Origin of the sequence: Saccharobesus litoralis (assembly GCF_003063625.1) — a bacterium.
GTDB lineage: Bacteria > Pseudomonadota > Gammaproteobacteria > Enterobacterales > Alteromonadaceae > Saccharobesus > Saccharobesus litoralis.
The window spans coordinates 2986038-3011062 of sequence record NZ_CP026604.1 but is presented as its reverse complement, the minus strand read 5'-3'; the positions used below and the strand labels follow the sequence as shown (position 1 = coordinate 3011062).

Sequence of the window (25025 nt, the reverse complement as noted above, 5' to 3'; positions counted from 1 at the left end):
GACGCAGGAGCCAAAGTCGAGAGTAAGCGCAGACAATGAACCATAAGACCTGAGCGAGAAGACTATAAATTGTCACGACACTGACAGCGAGCATATATTAAGCTTTAAACAACGCTTTATCTTGCCACCTCAACATTGTCATTTGATTGCCCCACACACTGCCTGTATCTAACGCATATAAATTAGCTTGGCCAGTTTTACCCAGTAATGAAGCCCAGTGGCCAAAGATTACCGTGTGCTTACGCATTTCTGCTGACTGCAGTTTAAACCATGGCTTTAAAGTTTTTGGTGCATCCTTAACTGGCATTTTGGCTTTTAACTCTAGCTCAGTTTTTTTAGTTAAGTAACGCATTCGCGTTAAGGCATTGACTGCAAAACGAAATTGGCCAACTTCGGTTTCAACTTCACTAGGGTGATTAGGCTTATTGCCGTACATCAATTCCAGCCAATAAACAAAATCGTCACACTGTAAGCGTCGAGTTACAAGCTGAGCGTTATTTAATAATGTCGTTTTATCCCATAGCGGATACCAACCTGCATGACTCACAACCACATCCTGCCATGCAATCACTAATGGCTGCTGGCGTAACCAAAAGCAATAATCATCAATAATATGACTGGTTAATAATGGCTGTAGCTTGTCGCTGTCTTTGGCTTTTTTCAAACCGCTATAAACGGCTAATAAGTGTAAATCATGATTACCCAATACAGGTTTAACACTTGCGCCTAGCTCAAGCATTAATTTAGCCACACTCAATGAGTCTTCACCGCGCGCGACTAAATCACCTACTGGATACAAAATATCCTGTGCGGGATCAAATTTTACTTGTTCCAATAAACGACAAAGGCTGCCGTAGCAGCCTTGGATATCACCAACAAAATAGCTTGCCATGGTTAGTTCAGAATATTAGGGATCGCTAAGCGAAATACATCGATTGGTGCTTTAAATGGTACTCCATCATTACCCACCATTTCATAATACCCCTGCATTGTCGCGACTGGCGTTTCAACCACAGAGCCACTGGTATATTCGAAACTTTCACCGGGTAACAATTTAGGTTGCTGGCCAATAACGCCCGACCCACTCACTTCGTTCTTTTTGCCATTACTATCTGTGATCAACCAATAACGGTTGATTAACTTAGCTGATTGTTGGCCTTTATTAGTGATAGTTATCGTATACGCAAATACATAACGGTCCGCATCAGGCTGCGACTGATCCGGTACAAAACGGCTGACCGCTTCCACTTGTATATTATTGATTGGATTCGTCATTCTGTTTCTTTTCTGTCAAATATTGAGTTAAACGGATATAACTGTCTAATGAGATATTTTCTGCACGCAATGTAACATCAATTCCCAGCGACTCTAACTCTTCTGCACTAATCAATTGCTTTAAGCTATTACGCAAGGTTTTACGGCGTTGATTAAATGCATTGTGGCAAATAGAAGACAATAGAGCAGTATCTAATGCCACTTTTTCTTCTGGGCTTTTTGGTATTAAGCGCACGACAGCCGAGTCAACTTTAGGTGCTGGTTTAAAACACTCTGGTGGCACATCTAATACCGGTACAGCATGGCAATAATATTGCGCCATGACAGACAAACGGCCATAAGCCTTAGTCCCAGGCTCGGCACACAAACGGTCGACCACTTCTTTTTGCAACATAAAATGCATATCTGCAATTTGCTGGCAATAAGTAAACAAATGAAACATCAATGGGGTCGAAATGTTGTAGGGCAAGTTGCCAAAAACTTTGAGCTTTTTATCTGTTTGCAACAAACTCGAAAAATCAAACTTCATGGCATCCGCTTCATGGATCACCAGTTTTTGCTTTAAAAAGGGATGATGGCGCAAGCGCTCAGCAAGATCTCTGTCTAACTCAACCACATTTAACTTGCTACATTGCTCAGCTACGGGCTCAGTTAACGCACCTAAACCAGGGCCTATTTCAACCAGTTCATAATCATCACTCGGGTCTATAGCAAGCACGATATCACTAATAATCGCGTCATCGTGCAAAAAGTTTTGGCCAAAGCGTTTTTTCGCACGGTGACCTAGGTGAACATTATCACTCATGTATTTCTATCTTTCTCTTAACTGCGTTTATTGGCCATTTCTATAGCGGTATTGAGTGCGACCACAAAGCTACCAGGATCGGCTTCGCCAGTCCCCGCTAAGTCTGTCGCAGTACCATGATCGACCGACGTACGTACAAATGGCAACCCTAAGGTAATGTTCACTGAGTTACCAAACCCTTTGTACTTTAATACGGTTAACCCTTGGTCATGGTACATTGCCAATACAACATCGGCTTTTTCCAGATATTTAGGTTGGAATAACGTATCGGCTGGCAAAGGACCAATGAGATCAATGCCTTTTTCGCGCAATTGCTGTAACGCAGGCTCGATCACGTCGATTTCTTCTCGGCCTAAGTGACCACCTTCTCCAGCATGCGGATTTAAACCACAAACATAGATTTTCGGTTGCGCAATGCCAAATTTGGTTTGCATGTCATGGTGAAGAATGTCGACTATCTTATGAATGCGCTCTGGGGTGATCGCCCGAGAAACATAAGCTAATGGAATATGGGTTGTCATCAAGGCGACACGCAACCCTTCTGTTGCTAATACCATAACAACATCTAAAGTATTTGATTGCGCGGCAAAATATTCTGTGTGGCCGCTGAAAGATATGCCTGACTGATTAATAATACCTTTATGTACTGGGCCAGTAACCACAGCATCAAATTCGCCATCCATGTTTTTTTCACAGGCAATGCGTAGCGTTTCCACTACGTAATGGCCATTAGCCGCGTTGAGCTCGCCGCAAACAACGGGTTCGGCGATATCAACCGGCAAAATTGTGATCACGCCTTTAGCTTGTGGTTTAGCGGCTTGCTGAGGATCATATTGCTCAAATTGAACATCAATCCCTAATTTTTCGGCTCGCTGTAGCATCATTTGTGGATCCGCAATCACCACTAACTGCTCAGGCCAATCTTGTTGAGCTAAGGCTAATACTAAATCAGGTCCAATCCCCGCCGGTTCACCAGGGGTAATTGCTATCTTCATTGTCATAATGAATTAATCCAAAATCTCGATAAATGCGTTTTCACGTATTGAGCGATACCAAGCTTCAGACTCTTCTGCAAATTTACGTTTAAATAGCATTTGATAGGCCTGTTCTTCTTGCATGCTCTGGGTTTTATCTTGTTTACGGCGATCAATTAATTGCACGATATGCCAACCGTGGTCGGTTTTAAATGGGCCTGTAAACTCATCTTTTTGCAACGAGTTTAACGCATCACGAAATTCAGGCACAAATACATTTGGGTCAGCCCAGCCTAACTCACCACCTTTAGCCGCGGAACCGGGATCCGCTGAATGCTTTTTAGCTAATTCAGCAAAATCGGCTTCACCCGCTTTTATATCTTTTAAAAACGTCTGCAACATTTCTTTCGCTTTAGCATCACTTAAAATAATAGACGGCTTAATAAGAATATGTCGACTGTTGGTCTCGGTCACTTCAACTATCTCACGACCTCGTACATCGAATATGGTTAAAATATGGAAGCCAGCACCACTACGAATTGGACCAATAAATGCGCCTTTTTTAGCGCCTTCTACCGCTTCAGCAAACAAGGTTGGCATTTCATTAATATTCATCCAGCCTAAATCACCGCCATCTAACGCTTTTTCACCCGATGACGATGCGATGGCCATTTTACGAAATTCGCTGCCATCGTTTAATAAACGCAATACTTTTTCAGCTCGGCCTTTAGACGCTTCAATATCTTCGGCGCTCGCCTCACTAGGTAAACCAACTAAAATATGGCCCAAATGATATTCATCATTTTCACGACCTTTTTGCTGAAGTGCTTCAACTAAAGAGTTAATTTCTTGTGGCGATACATACACGCGGCGTGATACTGAACTACGGCGGACTTCATTGGTAATCAATTCAATGCGGATTTCATCTCGGAATGCTTCCCACGTTTTGCCTTGTAAACCTGCGGCGTCAATAGTACGTTTCAGTTGCTCTATCGTCATGCCTTGACTTTGTGCAATATTCACCAAAGTATCTTGTAGCTGACTGTCGCTAACTTGAAAGCCTGCACGTTCAGCCATTTGCATTTGTAGCTCTCGTAATATTAAACGTTCCGTTACCTGTGTACGCAATGCTTTGTCAGAAGGCAGTTTTTGGTTATTTTTTAACGCATTCGCCTTAATTTCTGTCACCATACTGGCGATTTCACTTTCTAAAATTACACCTCTGTCGACAATAACAGCAGCTTTATCCAATAATTTTGCCGCAAAAGCCTGACTACATAATAAGGTTGCGACTAAAAGCCCAAGTGCTTTTTTAAATTTCATACCCATCTCACTGATTCAAAAAATAGGGTCGACGATAACCAAAGGTACCATCTTGTAATAAACTTTGTTGATTAGACCGCGAGTTACCACCAAAGCCAGCAGTAAAACGTAACATAAATCCACGATCATATTCATCACTGAATTCATCCTGTGCAAGGCTATCTGCTTCAAGCTCACTCAATAAGCTTGACTGCCAAGAAAATTGAATGCCCCAGCAACAAGATTGATATTGGAACCCTAAGCGACTCTCTAAGTTCCGTGACAATGTTAAATCATGATAATAACTAGCAAAAACCTGCCAGTTTTGATCTATAGTCCACTGCCCTAATGCACCAGCCATATTAATTTTATTATTTGATATGTTTGGTGCATAACGGTGTGATAACTGCACAAAATGACCATCATCCCGCCGATAGTCAATAGTTAACTGACTTTTCTTAGTTTGTTCAAGCTGTGTATCGTACTGTAAACCATAATGTAAAAACCAAGTATTTCGAATATCTGCGCTCAAATCCATGGCCACTGCGGATTCACCACGAGCTAACTCTTCGTTTTCATCAACGATATTACCTTTAGGCTCGTTGAAAAACAGTATTTGACCAATACTAAACTCTAGCTTTTCTTGGTTACGATCGTTAATTAAACGAGAAGTCGCACCTATAGTTAACTGATTCGCCTCTAAAATGCGATCCACTCCTGAGTAGCGATTCACTCTAAATAAACCGTGAAAGTCGTCTTGCAATAAAGTGGAATCATAAAAACGAATATCATCTTGGTCATGCTGAGGCACCCACAAATATTGTACGCGCGGTTCTAGTGTTTGGGTCATAGGTTTACCAAACCAGCTAATCGGTTTTTCTAAGAAAAGTTGACCGTTCAAACGAACACGAGGTAACACCCGCGTAATGGTATCGTGTTTATTTTCCTGTAACCGCTCTTGGTAATAAGCCGTGGCTAACACACTTGTTTCGGCACTTAATTCCCAAGCTGGTTCATATTTATGCCAACGCATGGTTGGTTCAGTATGTACACGTAACGCACTGCCTCTTTGCTCTTCATTCGTGTCAAAGTAAACTAATTCAGCCGGTAAGCGAGCTGATACGTGCGGCCAAGCCAGTTCAGGGAAATATTCAAATTTAACTTCAGGTAATGCTCGATAAGGTTTTAAGTGATCACCAAATACCTCAAACTGACGGACATTTATTTCCACCGACCAATCTTTTTGCTGCTGATATAAACTCAGTACACTTTCAATATGCGTATCAACGCGGTTATAACTCAAAAAGCCAAAATCGCTAACAAAGCTGTCGTCGCTAAAATTATTAATATTTAAATAGGCTTGCCAATCATCCCAAGCTTGACCGTTATACATAAGTTGCATTGCGTTGCGCGCATCGCCATTAAACGACTTATCGTTATTTAACCAATGAAAAGTCACCATGCCTGTCCCTTGGCTACCCATATAACGCGCTTCGTTATTAAGCATGAGTCCGCGGTTGGTCATCATACGCAGCTCTGTAGTAGCATCATAATTAGGTGCTAAATTCCAATAGTAAGGGATCAGTATATCGGCACCGTTCTGACTAGAACTACCAATTTCAGGCATTAAGAAACCCGACGCCCGTTTCTCTGACAGCGGAAAAGAAACATAAGGTAAATAAAGAACTGGCACGCCTAATACTTCAACCCGACTATGCCAAGCTTCACCTCGCTCAGTTTCGGCAGATAAAAATATTTCAGAAGAGCGCAATTGCCATTCTGGTTCATCGGATGGCGGACAACTGGTATACGTTGCTTCAGACAATGTGACGCCTTGATCCGTATCAGATACCTTGAGTGACTTAGCACTACCATGCCCTGGGGTTTGCTTAAAGCGGTAATTTGATTCAACAAACTCTAGGCTTTTCAATGTCATATCAGCTTCAACGTTGCGGCTAGTCACCTCAACAACATCGCTGTCAAATTGTATGCCGCCGCGGGCAATAATTTTATTTTTATCTCTATCTGTGGTGGCTGTATTGGCGGATATTTGGCTATCACCATAAGTCAGGTTAACTTGGCCATGAAAGCTGGCAGAACCATCCTGTGCCATTTTCATAGAATTAGCTTCGATCACCACTGATTGGCGAGTAATGTCCAATGCCAACTGCGAGCTATCCCCTTCACTCTCGGCTTTTCTCTGTTGTGGTGTTTCGGGTGCAAAACACACTTTTTCTGCAGTTTTTTCTGCAGCAACCAAAGAAAAAGCGCTACTAATCAGTAAAACAGAGACTAAAGGCCTAATTAAAAAGCACGGGATACCAAACATATTAAAGAGAAAAAATCCTAATCTAAATAGCTGATTGAGCAGGTTTGCGGGAAAATTTACATAAAAGCTCATGTAAAGAATTAAAAGACACCTGAACTCATTCCTAAAGGTAGTTGTATTGTATTCATCGCTATGGGGGCGAATTATATACTCGAACAAGCTAAATAAGCGAGGCTGGGGTAAAAGATTCAACGAAATATTCTTTATTTCTATCGAATTAACCAAACATTTATAACAATTTTCCGTTTTCTCAAGATTCAAGCATTGCAACATTATTCACGCTTAGTATAGTTTGAGCCAAACTCAGCAAGATAATAACAAAAATGCAGTGCGATTTACGATTGGATGCTTTGCAAGCTTGGCTTACTCAACAGCCCAATATCAAGGCAACTAGTTTTCAACTGATTAGCGGTGATGCGAGCTTTCGTCGCTACTTTCGGGGTCAGAACCAGCATGGTCAAAACTTGATAGCGGTTGATGCGCCACCCACGACAGAAAACAACCCTTTATTTGTTGCTTTAGCAAAGGCGCTAGCCGATGCCAAGGTCAATACCCCACAAGTGTTAGCGACAAACTATGACCAGGGATTCATGCTGCTATCGGACCTGGGTAGCCAACATATCGCAGATATTATCACACCTGATAACGCTGAACATTTATATACCTTGTGTTTAGCAACGCTAGCAAAATTACATTCAGTTTCTCGCTCTAGTGAAGGGCAAATAGCTCATTACAATCGCGAACTGATTGAGTTTGAATTAGCCATTTTCAATGATTGGTTAATTACCAAGCACCTTGATATACAATTGGATCAACATGAGCAACAACTCATTAAGAATACTTTTAGCTATTTAACTCAGATATTTGAAAAGCAGCCAACCGGTTTTGTGCACCGCGACTTTCATAGCCGTAATATTATGCTGACCGATCCCAAGCCAAACTCTGTCGACGACATTGCCTTAATTGATTTTCAAGGCGCATTAATCGGTCCTGTTGTTTATGATGTTGTGTCGCTGCTAAGAGATTGCTACCTAAAATGGCCCGATGACTTAGTCTTAAAACTCAGTGAAAATTATCGCCAAGCTCATTTTCCTGACATAACGCCTAAACTTTGGCAGCAAGGGTTTGATCTAGTGGGTATGCAACGCCACTTAAAAGCCGCTGGCATATTTGCGCGTTTACATCATAGGGATAGTAAGTCTCATTATCTTGCGGATATTCCACGTACACTCAGTTACGTCGTTGACGTAGCAGGCCAGTATTCTCAATTACAGGCTTTCAGTGAGTGGTTGCAACAAAAAGTATTACCGCGCATAGAACAGGCAAACATGGAGTACACCCGCTAATGAAGGCCATGATACTCGCGGCCGGTCAAGGAAAACGAATGCGACCGCTGACATTGCATACCCCAAAGCCTTTACTGACGGTTAATAACAAACCACTCATGCAGTACCATATTGAAGCATTGCGCCAGTTAGGAATAAAAGAATTTGTGGTTAATTTGGCTTACTTAGGGTCAAAAATTGAAGACTATTTTGCCGATGGCACAAAATTTGGGGTGCATATTCAATACAGTTATGAAGAAGTGGACGCGCTAGAAACCGCAGGGGGCATCAAACAAGCCTTATCTCTACTTGGCAATGAAGAATTTATACTCGTTAATGGCGATGTATGGACAGACTATGATTTTAGCCGCTTGCAACAACCCTTAAATGAATTTGAGGCCAAGTTGGTTTTAGTTAATAACCCTGAACACCATAAAGCGGGCGACTTTGCCATTGACAATGGTTTGGCTTCATTAAACACATTGCCAAAATACACCTATGCTGGCATCGGCCGGTTTTCAACTCGCTTCTTTCAAGCGGTAAAGCAGGTACCGGCTCCTTTAGGCCCCTTGCTTAAGGCCAGCATACAACAACAAAAAGTGTGTGCCGAATTACATGAAGGCGACTGGTGTGATGTAGGCACGCCAGCACGATTAGCCTCATTAAAACAACAAGTGGAGTAAATTAATGCAAAACGTTTGGGGCAAAGTCATTGGCCTTATCTTTGGTTACATGTTTGCCAAAATACCGGGCGCTATTCTCGGCGTTTTAGTTGGCCATTCTTTTGATAAGGGCTATAGCTCTGCGTTTAATCGAGTCGGCGGCTTCGCTAGCTTGTTACGCGATAAAAATAGCTTAAAAAGTCGCGCCTTATTTTTTCATACCTTGTTCTCAATTATGGGGCATATCGCAAAATCAGGCGGCCGTGTCACCGAGGCGGATATTGCACTAGCTAGTTTATTAATGGAGCGCTTGGGCCTTTCCGCCGAACTGAAAAAAGAAGCTCAAGCAGCATACAGAGAAGGTAAACAAAGTGATTTTCCAGTTAAAGAAACGGCAAAAGAGTTTAAACGCTTTTGTGCTGGGCAAGCTGAATTCATTCAAATGTATCTCGAGATCCAAATCCAAGCGGCACTGATAAATGGTCAATTAAACGCGAAAGCAGAAGATATTTTACATACCGTAGGAAAAATCCTCGGCTACAGTCAAGACCAGTTACATAAGCTCATTTCGCAGGTGATCGCGGCAAACCGCTTCCATCAAGAGTCTGATCGTGCCAAGCGCAATAGCCATCAAGGCACACAACAGCCTAAATACAACACTTCTGCGCTGCCCGCTGCCTATCAAATGTTAGGGCTGGATGAGAATTGTGAAGAGAAACAAGCCAAGAAAGCCTACAAAAAGCTCATGGCACAACACCATCCTGACAAACTGGCTTCTCAAGGATTACCAGAACAAGCTTTGCAATTAGCCAAAGAGAAAGCGCAAGATATTCAAGCCGCTTGGCAGTTAATTAAAGAACATAAAGGTTGGTAAACGACTATACCGTTCTTTGCGGAACGAGTTGACTCACAGAACTTGCAAGCCTAAAGGCTCGCCTACGATATTAACTACCAACCGAGATAAGCAATATAACCGACAATTTCTTTGGTTAAGCGAGCATCTCTTTGCTCCCAACCTCTATCACCAAATAGTTGGCGCTGGCGATAGTGCATGGTGAGTAATTTACGCGCATAACGTTTACGGCTAGCCACTGTCGCTTTAGCCCATGGATTATCGTAGTCAGACCAAATATCCAATATCGGAGTTTGCAGTTCAGCTATTTTCTTAGGTAAGGCTTTATTGGCTTTATAATCAGCAAGGTAAGGCTGCACTAACACAAAGATTTCCGGTTCACTTAGAGTTTGCGCATGGTATAGCTCAGTTAAAAAACCGGCGGTTGCACCTTGGGCCACTACCATAATAATTCCCGGATAATCGCCTGCCATATTAAGCAAAGCTTGCATTCTAATTTGTAATTTTTGCTTTTGCTGAGTTTGCCCCTCTGCCGAAATAAACTCTGCGCTTTGATAGGCACTTTGTAGATAAGTCTCGCGATTGCTATCGTTAATTCGCCCCTGTTCATGATAAGGTTCAGGCGCTCCGGCGGCAATGGTAACCCAGCCATGGGCATTTAACGAATAACGTAAATGCCCATATGCTTGAGTTTGCATTTGGCTCAGTGACGAGTCTGCCATCAAGATCGCCACACCCCGTGTGAACGACGTATCTTGCTCACTCACTAAGGCAACAAAAGTTGAATCCCCAGCTACCAACTCTTTAACTTCGTCACTATCGCCAAATCTTTTAAGATCTTGACTCAATAACTGTGTTTTCGCCGTCGGTAATATCAATTTTTGCTCAGCCGCTAGCGACGCACTTAAGCAATAGGTGATTGAAATTAGGACTAATACAGCTAGCCAAGATAAATTATTACGTGCTTTCATAACCAAGTTATCGGCAATCAAAGACTAAGCTTTACTGAAAAGTAACCGTGAAAAAAGCTATCGAATTAAAATGGACAAGGGCAATTGAAATCTAGCCACTCATGGCTAACCGGATGATAAAACCCCAATTGTTCAGCATGCAATTGCAATCGACAAGCCGCGGCAAAACCATCAGGCTCTGCATAAAATTTATCGCCAAGAATAGCATGACCAATTTGCTGCATATGCACGCGTAATTGATGAGAACGCCCAGTAACAGGCGTTAAGGCCACTCGACAAAACTTAAACCCTTGAGCATCTACGCCTTTATCCATTAATCGCCAGTAGGTCGTCGACGGTTTACCGCTTTCAAAACAAACTTTTTGCTTAGGGCGGTTAGGCCAATCACAAATTAAAGGTAATTCGACAATACCTTGTGTTGAATGTGGATGGCCTGATAATCGGGCAATATAGGTTTTACTGGTTTGGCGCTCCTGAAATTGACGCGCTAACGCACTGTGCGCAGGTTTATTTAACGCCATTAACATGATGCCAGACGTTGACATATCCAACCGATGAACAATGCCTACCGTTGGGTAAACCCGCTTAACTCGTACCTCTAAGCTATCTTGGTGTTCAGGCGCTTTGCCTCGTACCGACAACAGCCCATTAGGTTTGTCGCAAACTAAAATGTCATCATCCGCATACAAAATATTCAAATACGGTTCTAACGGTGGATTATAAACAAACGACGACATAATTAATTCTGCAAATAACCTAAAATTTAAAGATAAACAAAAGCTAGCAACGCAGCGCCCAAAATGAGTCGGTAGATGACAAAAGGCAACATACCAATGCTATTAATGGCTTTTAAAAATAAATGAATACAAGCATAAGCGCTGACAAAGGCAAATAAGCCACCGGTTATCATCGCCATCAAATCCATAGCGGGCTCTGCCTCGTCCGTAGCCAGTTTTAAACTGTAGTAAGTCGCCGCCGCTAAAATAATAGGAATTGACAGTAAAAATGAAAAACGCGCTGCGGCATCTCGAGTTAACCCCAGCATCAAACCCGCTGTAATGGTTGCACCTGAACGAGATGTACCAGGGATCACGGCTAACGCTTGGGCAAAACCGACCCCCATAGCAACCTTCCAATTTAATGTATCCAAGGTTTTAACTTGCGTAGCTTTAGCATCTGCCCACCACAATAACAAACCAAAGCCTATCGTAGTCGAAGCAATAACGAGAGGAGAACGCGCGTAATCTTCAACAAATCCCGTCATTAGGTAGCCAAAAACCACCCCTGGAACAGTTGCAAAAATAATAAGCCAGCCCAAACGACTGTTTTGCGTTTGCTGTTTCGTTGACAGTGACTTTAACCAAGCAAATAAAATATCACCGACTTCTTTACGAAAATAAATCAAAACGGCTAACAGCGAGCCAACGTGAACTGCAACATCAAATGCAGTGCCTTGATCTTGCCAACCTAAAATTTGCGCCGGTAAAATAAGGTGAGCAGAGCTCGATATAGGTAAAAATTCAGTAATACCTTGAATTATAGCCAATACAATAATCTGAAGGGTTGTCATTCTCTATCCCTGTCCTTGTTAAATGTTATGTTATAGTCTTCTCGCTCAGGTCTTATGGTTCATTGTCGGCGCTTACTCTCGACTTTGGCTCCTACGTCGTCCTACTACCTAAATCCCTTTAGGCAGCCCCAATCACATAGTAGAGCATATGCTCATGGGGTCTCGAAGCTTGACGGCTTTGCCTACATGGATGTAGGTACTTAGGTTTCGTCTGGAACTAGAAACCTGCCCCTAAAACCTGATCGCTTTGACTATATTTGAACTAAAAGTTAAACGGAACAATATGTAATTTTTGCTGTGTTTTGTCGTATTCATTCCACATTTGCTGATACGTTTTAAGCACTGTTGGGTGAATTTCCGTTGGCGCTAATTCAGCCAAAGGCCACAAAACAAAGGCATTTTTGGTAATTTCATCTCGCGGTAAAACAACGGGCTCAGATACCACTAATTGGTCGTAGGTAAGCAGATCTAAATCCAAGGTTCGTGAGCTAAACTTTTCGCACTTTCGTACACGACCATTGCTATCCTCAATTTGCTTGAGTAAAGCAACCACCTCAGCAATTGATTTATCTGTCTGCGCACTCGCTGCGAGATTTAAAAAAGGATCACCATTAAAACCCACAGCTTCACTTTCAAATACTGGCGAAAGAACAACATTTTCAAACGCCAACTTAAGTGCATTAACGCCGTTTAAAATATGCTGTTCTCGTTCTACATTACTGCCAATACTAATGAAGATCAGCGCCATTAGTTGCTCACTCCATTTTCAGCCGTGAGTGTGCCTCGTTCAATAATGACCCCGACACTAGTGGCTTGTTTAACAGCGCCTGGTTTAGCCAATTTAATTTTCAACCAAGAAACATTAAATTGCTGCATAATTAAAGCAGCGACCTGTTCAGCCATGGTTTCAATTAACTCAAACTGGCGTGAGCTAGCAAAATCACAAACCGCTTGCGAGACTTTGGCATAATCTAATGCTAAGTTGATATCATCGGTTTGCGCGGCGGGTTTGTTAGGCCAAGCCATTTCAATCGTAAAAATTAATTTTTGTCGAATGCGCTTTTCCCAATCGTAAACACCAATACAGGAATCTACGCTCAAGTTCTCAATAAAAACAATTGCCATAGTGAAGTGTCAAATTCTTTGCTATTCTTGCCTGCGTTAAAACTGAGCAAGTGTCATTTATAAAATATTCAGGCAGATTAAGCGGCAACAAGGCTCAAAGACTTAATTAAAATCAAGTCAATCAACTAAGTTATCGTTAGATAAGAATCAGCCAAAAAGTGGTAGCGAGTCTAAGCTGACAAGTTTACCCTATTTTACTAAAAGGAAAAATACAGGACTGATGACGAATTTATTCTGGCCTATGCTGGTCATTGCATATTTGATAGGTTCATTATCAGGCGCTCGCTTGGCGCATGTATTCTTTCGTACCCCCAACCCACTCACACATGGCTCAGGAAACCCTGGGGCAACCAACATGTACCGTATCGGTGGCGCAAAAGCGGCGGCATTCACCTTTTTATTCGATACATTTAAAGCGGTTATACCTGTTTATGGCTCATACTTCCTTGGCTTACCACCAATTGAGTTAGGTATCATCGCGATTATCGCTTGTATGGGCCATATTTGGCCTGTGTATTACCGCTTTAAAGGCGGAAAAGGGGTCGCAACCGCATTTGGTTCAATGCTTCCACTGGGATTAGATTTGGGCTTACTGCTTGTGACAACTTGGACCGCAGTTTTATACAAGTCGCGCTTTTCTTCCTTAGCGTCGATAACCACAGCGGGAATTGCGCCGCTATATGTTTACTTCTTAAAGCCAGACTATGTATACCCAAGTTTAATGCTATGTTTACTCATTGTCGGCCGTCACACCGCCAATATTCGACGCTTACTAGATGGCAATGAAAGAACAATGGATGAAAAACATCTATCCGCTTTACGAAAATTAAAAAGAAAAGCGAAGAGAAAAGATCCTTGATCTCCGCCTAAAACTTAAACCGCAGGCAACTCTTCAATTGGCCAGCGCGGTTTAACCACTGCATCCAAAGTGGTTTGGCCCGCTTTAAGCCTTTGCATGCCCGCATAAGCAATCATAGCGCCGTTATCGGTACAAAATTCAGTACGCGGATAATACACTTGCCCGCCTAACTTACGCATTAACTCAGCTAATTGCTCACGTAAAAAGACATTGGCACTCACCCCACCAGCAATGACCAATCGCTTAAGCCCTGTTTGCTTTAACGCTCGCTTACATTTAATTAATAAGGTATCAACGGCGGCTTCTTGGAATGCATAGGCGATGTCAGCTAATGTTTGCTGATCTGCATTATCCACACCCCCTTCCGCGCGTAATGTATTAGCTGTGAAGGTTTTTAACCCAGAAAAACTAAAGTCTAACCCTGGACGATCTGTCATTGGACGTGGAAATTTATAGCGCCCAGCTTGACCTTGTTCTGCTAATTTGGCCAACCTTGGCCCACCTGGATAATCTAAATTCATTAATTTAGCGGTTTTATCGAAGGCCTCACCCACCGCATCGTCAATACTCTCACCTAAAATTCGGTATTGGCCAATGCCTTGTACTTCAACGAGTAAAGTATGCCCCCCAGAAACAAGCAAAGCGATAAAAGGAAATTCAGGTACATCATCTTCCAGCATTGGCGCTAACAAATGTCCTTCCATATGATGCACTGGGACAACAGGCTTTTGCCATGCAAAGCCTAATCCTCGCGCGACGGTTGAGCCCACTAATAATGCACCAACTAGACCAGGGCCCGCCGTATAAGCAATACCATCGATATCGTCCTTGGATGAATTGGCCTGTTTTAGCGCGGCTTCAATTAAGGGTAATGTTTTACGCACATGGTCGCGAGAGGCTAACTCTGGCACCACACCACCGTAATCGGCATGTAACTTAACCTGACTATATAATTGATGGGCTAACAGGCCTTGCTGATCGTCATAAATCGCAATGCCGGTCTCATCACATGAAGTTTCAATACCGATAATTCGCATAAGTTACACTCTTAAAACAGGCTGGCCGCGCATTTTAGCGACGTTGGCATTTTTTTCAAACAAAAGTTGCTTTACAAGCATAAGGCCTTGGGTTTAGAATGCCGCACCATTTTTTAGTCACTCGTTCATTATTTAGGCAGAGCGAGTTTAAATTAACATCCTTGAGGTGATTTTTAATGCCAGTTATTAAGGTAAAAGATAACGAGCCGTTTGACGTAGCTTTACGCCGTTTCAAGCGTTCATGTGAAAAAGCGGGTATCCTTTCAGAAGTTCGTCGTCGCGAGCACTATGAAAAGCCAACTTCTGAGCGTAAGCGTAAAAAAGCTGCTGCAGTTAAGCGTTCTGCTAAAAAAGTAGCTCGCGAAAACGCACGTCGTACTCGTCTTTACTAAGAATTAGATTCAACTCATGAGCTTAATTGCCCAGTTAAAGGACGCACAAAAAGACGCGATGCGAGCGAAAGATAAAGCTCGCCTTGGAACTATTCGTATGGCTTTAGCCGCGATCAAACAAATTGAGATCGACGAGAAAAAAGAGCTGAATGATGACGATGTCATCGCCGTTTTAACCAAAATGGTTAAACAACGTAAAGACTCTTTTAGCCAATTCCAAGATGCTGGCCGCGAAGACTTAGCTGCTAACGAAGCCGCCGAGATTGAAGTAATTGAAGGTTTCTTGCCTGCTAAATTAAGCGAAGCCGAAATTAAAGAATTGATATCTGCTGCCATCACATCATCAGGTGCACAAGGTATGCAAGATATGGGGAAAGTCATGGGCGTGTTAAAACCCCAGATCCAAGGCCGCGCCGATATGGGTGCCGTAAGTCAGCAGGTAAGAGCTGCTTTAAATAGCTAATACCCTTTCTCCAAATACGACTTTCACAAAACCGCACTCGTTGCGGTTTTGTTTTTTCTGACTGACAACAAAAGCAAAACCCTCTAAGATAACTGGGTTAATCAATCGCTAAAAACTGAAGTAACCAATATGGCTGGCCGCATCCCTCGCCCCTTTTTAGATGACCTAATTGCTAGAACCGATATCGTTGAATTAATCGACAGCCGTGTTCGTCTAAAAAAAGCAGGGCGTAATTATCAAGCCTGCTGCCCATTCCACAACGAAAAGTCACCCTCGTTTACTGTCGCACCTGATAAACAGTTTTATCATTGTTTTGGTTGCGGAGCCCATGGCAATGTAATTTCGTTTTTGATGGAGCATGACAGGTTAGAATTTGTTGATGCCGTTGAAGAACTTGCCGGTATGCACGGTATGGAAGTACCCCGTGAACAAGGTGGCAATCCGCAAGACGCGCACAAAAGTCAGCAAATTAAAGCCGATTGGGATGTTATGCAAAATGCCGCTGTTTTTTTTCAGCAACAGTTAGTTCAGCATCCAAATTCAGCTAATGTGCAAGCCTATATTCAAGGCCGTGGGTTAGACCAAAGTACCGTCGAGCGTTTTCAAATCGGTTACGCCCCCGACGGTTGGGATGGCTTACTCAAAACATTAGGCCGTGATCAGCAATCTGCCTATCAACTGCGTGACTTAGGCATGCTGATCGAAAATGATAACAAACGCTTATACGACCGTTTTCGTGATCGCTTAATGTTCCCTATTCATGACCGCCGTGGCAAATGTATTGGTTTTGGTGGTCGAGTTTTCGGCGACGGCACGCCCAAATATCTCAATTCACCGGAAACGCGAATTTTCCATAAAGGCAAAGAGCTATATGGCTTATATCAAGCACGGCAAAATAATCGCCGCTTAGAGCGTTTATTAGTTGTAGAAGGTTATATGGATGTGGTTGCATTAGCACAAGCGGGTATAGGTTATGCTGTTGCCTCACTTGGCACCGCAACCACACCAGAACAAATCCAACTAATGCTACGTTATGCACCAGAAATTGTCTGCTGTTACGATGGCGACAGAGCGGGTCGCTCAGCCGCTTGGCGCGCTTTAGAAAATGCCCTGCCTTATTTAACCGATAACGTAAAAATGCGCTTTGTATTTTTACCGGATAAAGAAGATCCAGACAGCCTAGTCAAACAAATTGGCCAACAGGCATTTGAAAAGCTGATTGACGAAGCCACGCCAATAGAGACTTTTTTATTTGAAGAACTCGCGCAACAAGCCAATATTGACAGTTTACAAGGTAAAGCCAAGCTGAATGAGCTGCTAACCCCAATATTAACCCAAATGCCGGATGGTGAAGTTAAACGTCTATTGATAGATAAGCTGGAACAAAAGACACGAGTAGAAAAAGCAAGAACGTCTAATACAGATAAATTAAAACATGCCAAACAAAAGCGAGCTTTGTATAACGAAAAAACCAACAGCAAAGCCACACCTATACGTAAAGCTTTAGCTCTGCTACTTGAAAATCCCAAATTAGCCAGCACATTACAACATATGACGGATGCGCAAATTTTGGCATTTTCCCAAGTGGATATGGCCGGCGTGAATCTCTTTATAGAAGTACTCATGTATTGCCGGAATCATCCCGATTGTAATGCAGCCCAAGTATTGGAACATTGGCGTCAAAGCCCTAATCAAGCCACCTTAGCTAAAGTGATGGCTTGGGAACACCATGTAGCTCCAGAAAACCAACAACAGGTGTTTCTCGATATCATGGAAAATATTTTGGTTTTATTTGTCAAACAGCGTAAAGAAGTATTAATGAACAAAGCTCGAATGAACCTCCTTCGACAAAATGAAAAACAAGAGCTAGAGCAATTGTTAAAAATGTAGGCAAAGCTAGCAAACAGCGCCTATAGTTAGCATCAAAGCGCATGTTAAATAGACATGCATATAAAATGCATTATTTTTAATACAGTAATTAACAGACCGTGTTATAATTGGTCGTTTACTGTCCTCGTATTTTGACCAACTAAAGATTATAAGTGGAAGCCTGTATGGAGCCAAACCGCCAGTCACAACTAAAGCTTCTCGTTGCTAAAGGCAAAGAACAAGGTTATTTAACCTATGCTGAAGTCAACGATCACCTTCCTCAGGAAATTGTCGACTCAGATCAAATTGAAGACATCATTGGTATGATCAACGATATGGGTATTCAGGTGTTTGAAACAGCACCTGATGCCGATCAACTTTTGATGGCTGAAGAAACCAATACTACCGATGAAGATGCGGCTGAAGCGGCCGCACAAGCACTTGCAACGGTAGAAAGTGAAATTGGTCGTACGACTGACCCTGTGCGTATGTACATGCGTGAAATGGGTACCGTTGAACTACTCACTCGCGAAGGCGAAATAGAAATTGCCAAGCGCATTGAAGATGGTATTAACCAAGTACAATCTTCAGTTGCTGAATACCCAGATTCAATGTCTCACTTATTAAGCGAGTGGGACAGATACGAAGCAGAAGAGATTCGCTTATCTGACATCGTCACTGGCTTTATCGACCCCAATGAAGTAGACGATATCGCACCTACCGCCACGCATGTCGGCTCTGAGTTATCGGATGAAGATTTAGATGATGAAGACGATGACGACAGCGAAGAGGAAGAAGAAGATACAGGTATCGATCCGGAGGAAGCCAAAGAGAAGTTCACTGAATTACGCAAGGCATATGAACTTGTCTGTAGTCATATTGACGCTCATGGCCGTGAAGATACCAAATCTCAATTAGCTATTGCAGCATTAACAGAGTTATTTAGAGAGTTCCGTTTAGTTCCCAAGCAGTTTGATCTGCTAGTCGGCAACATGCGCACCATGATGGATCGTGTTCGTACTCAAGAACGTTTAATCATGAAGTTAACCGTTGAGTACGCAAAAATGCCTAAAGTGGAATTTATGCGAGCATTTGCCGGTGATGAATCGTCAACTGAATGGTTAAGCAAAGCGGTTGCTTCTGGTAAAGATTATGCGCCAGCACTTGAGCGCCAACGCCCAGATATTGAACGCAGCATTCTTAAACTTAAGTCAATTGAAGAAGAAACCCAGCTAAACATCCACGCGATTAAAGACATTAACCGCCGCATGTCAATTGGTGAAGCGAAAGCTCGCCGAGCCAAGAAAGAGATGGTTGAAGCTAACTTACGTTTGGTTATTTCAATTGCCAAGAAATACACTAACCGTGGTTTACAGTTCTTGGATCTTATCCAAGAAGGTAACATTGGCTTAATGAAAGCGGTTGATAAGTTTGAATACCGTCGTGGTTATAAATTCTCGACTTACGCAACTTGGTGGATCCGTCAGGCCATTACTCGTTCAATTGCTGACCAAGCGCGTACTATCCGTATTCCTGTGCATATGATTGAAACGATCAACAAATTGAATCGTATTTCTCGTCAAATGTTGCAAGAAATGGGTCGTGAACCAACTCCGGAAGAATTAGCAGAACAAATGCTAATGCCGGAAGACAAGATCCGTAAAGTGTTAAAAATTGCTAAAGAGCCAATCTCAATGGAGACACCTATTGGTGACGACGAAGATTCGCATCTTGGTGATTTTATTGAAGATGCTACAATCGACTCACCCGTTGATTCAGCTACTTCAGAAAGCTTGAAAAACGCCACTCGTGACGTATTAGCCGGCTTAACTGCACGTGAATCTAAAGTCTTGCGTATGCGTTTTGGTATTGATATGAATACCGACCACACATTAGAAGAAGTGGGTAAACAATTTGACGTGACACGTGAACGTATTCGCCAGATTGAAGCAAAAGCATTGCGTAAACTACGCCATCCGTCTCGCTCAGAGCAGCTTAAGAGCTTCTTAGACGAATAATCTTTCGCTTGTAGCAAAAGACGAACATAAAAAACGCGACTTTAAGTCGCGTTTTTTGTATCTGCATATTATCCGTTACGACAAACATTCCTCTTCCCGCCCCCTTCTCAGAAAGAGGAAATAAGAAAGAAAAAAGGGCACTCAATTGAGCACCCAAACCACGGAGTTGGAAACTTTTATTAGCTGGCGATATAAATGGTTATTTTACTGGCCGGTTCTCAGGTTCTGTTCTGCAAACATTCAAGATTTTTTCCCAACAAATCTTAAGTATCTGCATCGATGCTCGCCTTATAAATGTAATTTCAAACTCAATGAGCTTTAGTAGGCAAGGCAGACAAAATTCCTATCGTAGGTAAGGCTCTTGGCTTACAAGCCCCTACTTTTGGTAGTCTTGCATTGACCTGCCAATATATTTGGCAGGTCAATGCAAGCATAAATGCTCGCCCACTAAAAGCTTAATTTCAAACTCAATGTGCTTTAGGCAAGGCAGACAAAATTTCTAACCCAGGGAGCGTACAGCGAGTACGTGACCTGGGTAGAAATTGCGGTCGAACGCAGCATAAAGTGCATTGAGGCAGAAATTTACCAGCCTTCGACACCAGTCATATCAGGCAACTGGTGCGCTATACCCTTATGACAATCTATACAAGTTTTCTCGCCCGCTTTTAACGAGGTTGAATGCTGCTCGGCTGCACGTGGGCTTTGTGATGTAAAGTCCATGTAATCAAAGTTATGACAGTTACGACATTCCAAAGAATCATTACTTTTTAAACGGTGCCATTCGTTTTCTGCCAAACGGCGACGATGATCAAGGAACTTATCGCGTGTATTAATGGTGCCGAAGATCTTACCCCACACTTCTTTAGAAGCCTGCATTTTACGAGCTATTTTATCTGTCCAATTGTGCGGCACATGGCAATCTGGGCATGTGGCACGTACACCGGAACGGTTTGAAAAATGAATAGTGCTTTTCATTTCTTCATACACATTCGCTTCCATTTCATGACAACCAATACAAAACTGTTCTGTGTTGGTTGCTTCTAGGGCGGTGTTAAATCCCCCCCAGAAGATAATACCCGCGACAAAACCACCAACAACCAAAAAGCCTAAGCTATAACAGGCACTGGGTTTTTTAAGTGTCTGCCAGCCAATTTGTAAAAGTCTTTTCATTTTAGCCTCCTACTATTTGGCTTTAGGTAACTTGGTATTAGTTAACTTGTCTTTCATCAAGCTTTGCATATCGGTAAAGTTATTATCGATGAGCGGTTGCGCATTTTTCTGTGTTACGTGGCACTGATTACAAAAGTAACGTCGCGGTGAAATTTCAGCCAAGAAGTTACCATCTCTATCCATAAAGTGAGTCACACTCACCATAGGCGCTTGAGACTCTTGGGTGCGTTCGCGACTATGGCAAGACATGCACTTATTAGCATTTAAGTTCACTTCATAATTACGCGTTTGATGCGGGATCACTGGTGGCTGCATCGGGTAACTACGTTTTTGCTTAACGTCGGTATTGACCACTTTGGGGATCACTTTCGGCGTTTTTTGCTGTTCGATTTGCGTATCCTTACGCAGCGTTGCTATTTCAGAATCTCCCGCCAGTGCACTTAAGGTAGGTAACACAAACGCGACAGCAACAATACTTAACCACTTTTTATTAATAAGTTTCATTGTTTTTCTCCTAAACCTTAACCACTTTGACAGCACATTTTTTAAAGTCTGTTTCTTTTGATAACGGGTCTGTGGCATCCAATGTCACTTTATTAACTAAGCGACTCGCATCAAACCAAGGCATAAACACTAGACCCTTAGGTGGCTTGTTGCGGCCCCGTGTTTCAACTCGTGTTTGCACCTCACCGCGCCGAGAAACAATTTTAACTAGGTCGCCTCGGCGCATATCACGAGCACGCGCGTCATCTGGGTGCATATATATCAATGCATCGGGTATGGCTTTATAAAGCTCGGGCACACGTTGAGTCATTGAACCTGAATGCCAATGCTCTAACACCCGTCCTGTAGACAACCATAAGTCATATTCTTCATCAGGAGATTCTGCTGGCGGCTCGTAAGGCAGAGCAAATATCAAGGCTTTACCGTCGGGTTTGCCGTAAAACTCAAAGTCTTTCCCTGGTTTAACATAAGGGTCTGAACCTTCTTTAAAACGCCATAGCGTCTCTTTGCCGTCAACAACCGGCCAACGTAAACCGCGCACAGTGTGATACACATCATACGGTGCTAAATCATGAGCTTTGCCGCGCCCAAAGCTGGCATATTCTTCAAACAAACCTTTTTGAATGTAGAAACCAAATTCGCGCGCTTCATCATTTAAGCGATCGTCTGGGATTTCATCTAAGCCATACTTATTGACCTTGCCGTTGGCATACAAAATATCGAACAAAGTTTTATTACGATATTCTGGTTTTTTCGCTAGCAAATCAGCAGGCCAAACATCTTGCACCTTAAAACGCTTTGAAAATTCAACTAATTGCCATAAATCAGATTTAGCCCCTTCCGGCGCTTTAACCATTTGATACCAAGCTTGAGTACGACGCTCAGCATTACCATAAGCCCCTTCTTTTTCTACCCACATTGCGGTTGGTAAAATTAAGTCTGCCGCTTGCGCTGTGACAGTTGGATATGGGTCTGATACCACAACAAAGTTTTTAGGATTGCGATAACCCGGATAGCCCTCTTCCATCATATTGGCAGCCGCTTGCATATTGTTATTACACTGCACCCAATAAAAGTTCAGCTTGCCATCTTTTAACATACGGTTTTGCAAAACCGCATGGTAACCCGGTTTCGGCGGGATAGTCCCTTCAGGTAATTGCCAGATTTTTTCGGCATAATCTCGGTGAGCTTTCTTGGCTACCACCATATCAGCCGGTAATCGATGAGCAAACGTGCCAACTTCACGAGCCGTACCACAAGCTGATGGTTGACCGGTTAATGAGAATGGGCTGTTACCCGGCGTAGATATTTTCCCGGTTAATAGGTGAATGTTATAAATCAGGTTATTAGCCCAAACACCGCGCGTATGTTGGTTAAAGCCCATCGTCCAAAAAGAACAAACTTTGCGCTTAGGATCAGCATATAACTCGGCTAATTGTTCAAGCTTATCAACAGGTACCCCTGATAATTTAGACGTATATTCGGCTGTGTAAGTACTAACAAACTCGGCATATTGCTTAAAATTGATCGGAGTAGATGAACCTGCCGTTTTATTGTTATTTTTCGCTTTGCGCTCTAACGGATGCTCAGGGCGTAAACCATAGCCAATATCCGTTTGCCCTTTAACAAACTTAGTGTGCTTATTAACAAAGTCTTTGTTTACCTTGTCATTTTGAATAATGTAATTAGCAATATAGTTAAGAATGGCTAAGTCAGTTTGGGGGGTAAAAATCATGCCGTTATCGGCTAAATCAAAGCTACGGTGTTCAAAAGTAGAAAGAACATGAACCTTGACATGCGGAGCGCTTAAACGACGATCGGTAATACGAGTCCATAAAATAGGATGCATTTCTGCCATGTTTGAACCCCACAGCACCATGGCATCTGTTGCTTCAATGTCGTCATAGCAACCCATAGGTTCATCGATACCAAAGGTACGCATAAAACCACCAACAGCTGATGCCATACAATGACGAGCATTGGGATCAATATTATTTGATAAAAAACCCGCCTTATACAATTTAGCGGCGGCATAGCCCTCCATCACTGTCCATTGACCTGAACCAAACATGCCGATGGCTGTTGGGCCAGAATCACGTAAGGCTTTTTTGGCTTTTTGTTCCATAATGTCAAAAGCTTCTTGCCAACTGACGGGTTCAAAATCACCATTTTTGTCAAATTTACCGTTTTTCTTACGTAATAATGGCGTGGTTAAACGGTCTTTACCGTACATAATTTTAGATAAAAAGTAGCCTTTAACGCAGTTTAAGCCTTTATTAACCGGTGATTTGATATCACCATGAGTGGCTACAACTTTACCGTCCATAACACCTACGTTTACGCTACAGCCCGTTCCACAAAAACGACAAGGGGCTTTATCCCATTTTAGTTTGGTAAATTCACTACTTGTAATTAAGTTACTGGCTTTTGCGGGTACCGCGACACCGGCAACGCCCGCCGCGGCAGCTACCGCATTGGCTTTGATAAATTCTCGGCGATTGATAGTCATATTATTCCCCAGTGAAATTAAACTTGTTCTGTTAAAAATTGGTGGTATACCGGCGCCAAAGTCAAAATGGCGCTATCTTGTTTGATGTCATCAATGGTTTTACCAATGCGATTTTGACTATCAGCTTCAATCGTAAAAACAATTTTGCCTTCATCACTTACCGCGTGAATTTCGCTGCCGGCTTGGCTTAAAATGCTGTTTTGCACCTTTTGAATTTGTGCCGGTATCGCCTGAGCAACAAAACTGGCTACGTGGTACTCGGGCTGGCTCGCTTCTTGTACTGCGGACATAGCTCATTTACTCCGTGGTAGAGGGTTGAGTTAGATTAAAGTCGATTGATTGCTGCGGGCACGACTCAATACAAGCGCCGCATTGACTGCAATCGGTCAGGTTTATTTCAGGTTTAGGAATAGCTGAATCGATATAACGAAAGTGAATGGCCCTGGAATCACACGCGTCTCGACAGCTTTGACAATAAATATCATGACTGGCAAAGCATTTATCGTTGATTTGAATATTGGCAGACCAGGGTTTTTGGCTCTTGTCATCAACAAACATGGCCTTGCTGCAAACGGCAACGCATTTTTGACAAAATGTACACTCTGCAGTTGAAAAATCAGCTTGTGGCCAGCCTTGTTTATCACGCTTTAAAAGCTGAGTTTCACACGCTGCAATACAATCACCACATTGATCACATAAATTGAAAAATGTTTGCTCATCTTTCAACCAAGGTAAACGCATGGCTGGCTGCCAATGACGCTTACCGGTTAAAAATCCGCGACGGCTACGATTAATCATGCGGGTTAGACCTTGCCATTCCTAAAATAGTCATCCACCAGACTTATGCGCCTGGAGGACCAAATAACAGTTGGCTAATCCACACCATAAACCCATAGCCACCAACAATAATGATGGACAAAATGGGGGCGAGAAAAATAGTCAAAAACAGAAAGGTATTTCTTTCTCGGCTCTTCAACTCTGAAGTTTGTTCTTGGTTCATAGATCACCTATCT

At 42.7% G+C, this 25025-nt stretch carries 26 protein-coding genes; 8 read left to right on the top strand and 18 right to left on the bottom strand.

What is annotated here, in order from left to right:
- Positions 1-97: 97 nt before the first annotated feature.
- Genes C2869_RS10800 through C2869_RS10775 form a run of 6 tightly spaced genes read right to left on the bottom strand, consistent with a single transcriptional unit; the run spans position 98 to position 6685 of the window.
- Positions 98-892, bottom strand: coding sequence for a symmetrical bis(5'-nucleosyl)-tetraphosphatase (locus C2869_RS10800; protein WP_108602948.1), 795 nt, complete (start codon positions 890-892; stop codon positions 98-100).
- 2 nt (positions 893-894) lie between these two features.
- Entirely contained in the window at positions 895-1275 is a 381-nt protein-coding gene (gene apaG, locus C2869_RS10795) for a Co2+/Mg2+ efflux protein ApaG (RefSeq protein ID WP_108602947.1), read from the bottom strand.
- Positions 1256-2080 carry a 16S rRNA (adenine(1518)-N(6)/adenine(1519)-N(6))-dimethyltransferase RsmA gene (rsmA, locus tag C2869_RS10790; protein ID WP_108602946.1) on the bottom strand — a complete coding sequence of 275 codons (825 nt, stop codon included), beginning with the start codon at positions 2078-2080 and terminating at the stop codon, positions 1256-1258. The genes apaG and rsmA overlap by 20 nt, the downstream gene beginning before the upstream one ends.
- Positions 2081-2097: 17 nt before the next feature.
- Positions 2098-3081, bottom strand: a complete 984-nt coding sequence (pdxA, locus tag C2869_RS10785; RefSeq protein WP_108602945.1) for a 4-hydroxythreonine-4-phosphate dehydrogenase PdxA — start codon at positions 3079-3081, stop codon at positions 2098-2100.
- A gap of 6 nt (positions 3082-3087) precedes the next feature.
- A complete protein-coding gene (gene surA / locus C2869_RS10780; protein WP_108605032.1) occupies positions 3088-4377 on the bottom strand; it encodes a peptidylprolyl isomerase SurA in 1290 nt (429 codons plus the stop codon).
- A gap of 7 nt (positions 4378-4384) precedes the next feature.
- Positions 4385-6685, bottom strand: coding sequence for an LPS-assembly protein LptD (locus tag C2869_RS10775; RefSeq protein ID WP_159084132.1), 2301 nt, complete (start codon positions 6683-6685; stop codon positions 4385-4387).
- 323 nt (positions 6686-7008) lie between these two features.
- Between C2869_RS10775 and C2869_RS10770 the strand changes: the two genes are divergently transcribed.
- From C2869_RS10770 to djlA, 3 genes are read left to right on the top strand one after another with little or no spacing between them, the layout of a single operon-like run.
- Positions 7009-8031, top strand: a complete 1023-nt coding sequence (locus C2869_RS10770; protein ID WP_108602943.1) for an aminoglycoside phosphotransferase family protein — start codon at positions 7009-7011, stop codon at positions 8029-8031.
- Complete coding sequence (gene murU / locus C2869_RS10765) at positions 8031-8693, top strand: N-acetylmuramate alpha-1-phosphate uridylyltransferase MurU (protein ID WP_108602942.1); 663 nt, start codon at positions 8031-8033, stop codon at positions 8691-8693. The genes C2869_RS10770 and murU overlap by 1 nt, the downstream gene beginning before the upstream one ends.
- Before the next feature lie 4 nt (positions 8694-8697).
- A complete protein-coding gene (gene djlA / locus C2869_RS10760) occupies positions 8698-9546 on the top strand; it encodes a co-chaperone DjlA (protein WP_108602941.1) in 849 nt (282 codons plus the stop codon).
- A gap of 74 nt (positions 9547-9620) precedes the next feature.
- On the opposite strand, the gene C2869_RS10755 is transcribed toward djlA, so the two are convergent.
- From C2869_RS10755 to folB, 5 genes are all read right to left on the bottom strand, one after another.
- On the bottom strand, positions 9621-10496 hold the full coding sequence (locus tag C2869_RS10755) for a DUF3530 family protein (RefSeq protein ID WP_159084131.1): 876 nt from the start codon (positions 10494-10496) through the stop codon (positions 9621-9623).
- A gap of 65 nt (positions 10497-10561) precedes the next feature.
- The gene (locus tag C2869_RS10750) at positions 10562-11233 is read right to left on the bottom strand and encodes a pseudouridine synthase (protein WP_108602939.1); all 672 of its coding nucleotides are present in this window, start codon (positions 11231-11233) and stop codon (positions 10562-10564) included.
- Between the two features lie 26 nt (positions 11234-11259).
- Positions 11260-12066 carry an undecaprenyl-diphosphate phosphatase gene (locus tag C2869_RS10745; protein WP_108602938.1) on the bottom strand — a complete coding sequence of 269 codons (807 nt, stop codon included), beginning with the start codon at positions 12064-12066 and terminating at the stop codon, positions 11260-11262.
- Between the two features lie 262 nt (positions 12067-12328).
- Positions 12329-12814, bottom strand: coding sequence for a 2-amino-4-hydroxy-6-hydroxymethyldihydropteridine diphosphokinase (gene folK / locus C2869_RS10740; protein WP_108602937.1), 486 nt, complete (start codon positions 12812-12814; stop codon positions 12329-12331).
- Positions 12814-13191 (bottom strand): dihydroneopterin aldolase, encoded by a 378-nt coding sequence (gene folB / locus C2869_RS10735; protein WP_108602936.1) that lies wholly within the window; start codon positions 13189-13191, stop codon positions 12814-12816. Before folB ends, folK begins: the two co-directional genes overlap by 1 nt.
- Positions 13192-13411: 220 nt before the next feature.
- On the opposite strand from folB, the gene plsY reads away from it, so the two are divergent.
- Entirely contained in the window at positions 13412-14050 is a 639-nt protein-coding gene (gene plsY, locus C2869_RS10730) for a glycerol-3-phosphate 1-O-acyltransferase PlsY (RefSeq protein ID WP_108602935.1), read from the top strand.
- 14 nt (positions 14051-14064) lie between these two features.
- Here plsY and tsaD read toward each other — a convergent pair whose 3' ends face one another.
- Positions 14065-15087 (bottom strand): tRNA (adenosine(37)-N6)-threonylcarbamoyltransferase complex transferase subunit TsaD, encoded by a 1023-nt coding sequence (gene tsaD, locus C2869_RS10725; protein ID WP_108602934.1) that lies wholly within the window; start codon positions 15085-15087, stop codon positions 14065-14067.
- 176 nt (positions 15088-15263) lie between these two features.
- On the opposite strand from tsaD, the gene rpsU reads away from it, so the two are divergent.
- The 4 genes from rpsU (at position 15264) to rpoD (ending at position 19829) form a co-directional block, all read left to right on the top strand.
- Positions 15264-15479 carry a 30S ribosomal protein S21 gene (gene rpsU, locus C2869_RS10720; RefSeq protein ID WP_108602933.1) on the top strand — a complete coding sequence of 72 codons (216 nt, stop codon included), beginning with the start codon at positions 15264-15266 and terminating at the stop codon, positions 15477-15479.
- Positions 15480-15495: 16 nt separating this feature from the next.
- On the top strand, positions 15496-15942 hold the full coding sequence (locus tag C2869_RS10715; RefSeq protein ID WP_108602932.1) for a GatB/YqeY domain-containing protein: 447 nt from the start codon (positions 15496-15498) through the stop codon (positions 15940-15942).
- 129 nt (positions 15943-16071) lie between these two features.
- On the top strand, positions 16072-17832 hold the full coding sequence (gene dnaG / locus C2869_RS10710) for a DNA primase (protein WP_108602931.1): 1761 nt from the start codon (positions 16072-16074) through the stop codon (positions 17830-17832).
- Positions 17833-17996: 164 nt separating this feature from the next.
- The gene (gene rpoD / locus C2869_RS10705) at positions 17997-19829 is read left to right on the top strand and encodes an RNA polymerase sigma factor RpoD (protein WP_108602930.1); all 1833 of its coding nucleotides are present in this window, start codon (positions 17997-17999) and stop codon (positions 19827-19829) included.
- Positions 19830-20411: 582 nt separating this feature from the next.
- Here the strand turns inward: rpoD and C2869_RS10700 are convergent.
- From C2869_RS10700 to napE, 6 genes are read right to left on the bottom strand one after another with little or no spacing between them, the layout of a single operon-like run.
- Entirely contained in the window at positions 20412-20999 is a 588-nt protein-coding gene (locus C2869_RS10700) for a cytochrome c3 family protein (RefSeq protein WP_108602929.1), read from the bottom strand.
- A 12-nt stretch (positions 21000-21011) separates the two neighbouring features.
- The gene (locus C2869_RS10695) at positions 21012-21503 is read right to left on the bottom strand and encodes a nitrate reductase cytochrome c-type subunit (protein ID WP_108602928.1); all 492 of its coding nucleotides are present in this window, start codon (positions 21501-21503) and stop codon (positions 21012-21014) included.
- A gap of 10 nt (positions 21504-21513) precedes the next feature.
- Entirely contained in the window at positions 21514-24012 is a 2499-nt protein-coding gene (gene napA / locus C2869_RS10690; protein WP_108602927.1) for a nitrate reductase catalytic subunit NapA, read from the bottom strand.
- Positions 24013-24029: 17 nt separating this feature from the next.
- Complete coding sequence (locus tag C2869_RS10685) at positions 24030-24302, bottom strand: chaperone NapD (RefSeq protein WP_108602926.1); 273 nt, start codon at positions 24300-24302, stop codon at positions 24030-24032.
- 7 nt (positions 24303-24309) lie between these two features.
- The gene (gene napF, locus C2869_RS10680; protein WP_108602925.1) at positions 24310-24810 is read right to left on the bottom strand and encodes a ferredoxin-type protein NapF; all 501 of its coding nucleotides are present in this window, start codon (positions 24808-24810) and stop codon (positions 24310-24312) included.
- 43 nt (positions 24811-24853) lie between these two features.
- On the bottom strand, positions 24854-25012 hold the full coding sequence (napE, locus tag C2869_RS10675) for a periplasmic nitrate reductase, NapE protein (protein ID WP_108602924.1): 159 nt from the start codon (positions 25010-25012) through the stop codon (positions 24854-24856).
- Positions 25013-25025 lie beyond the last annotated feature (13 nt).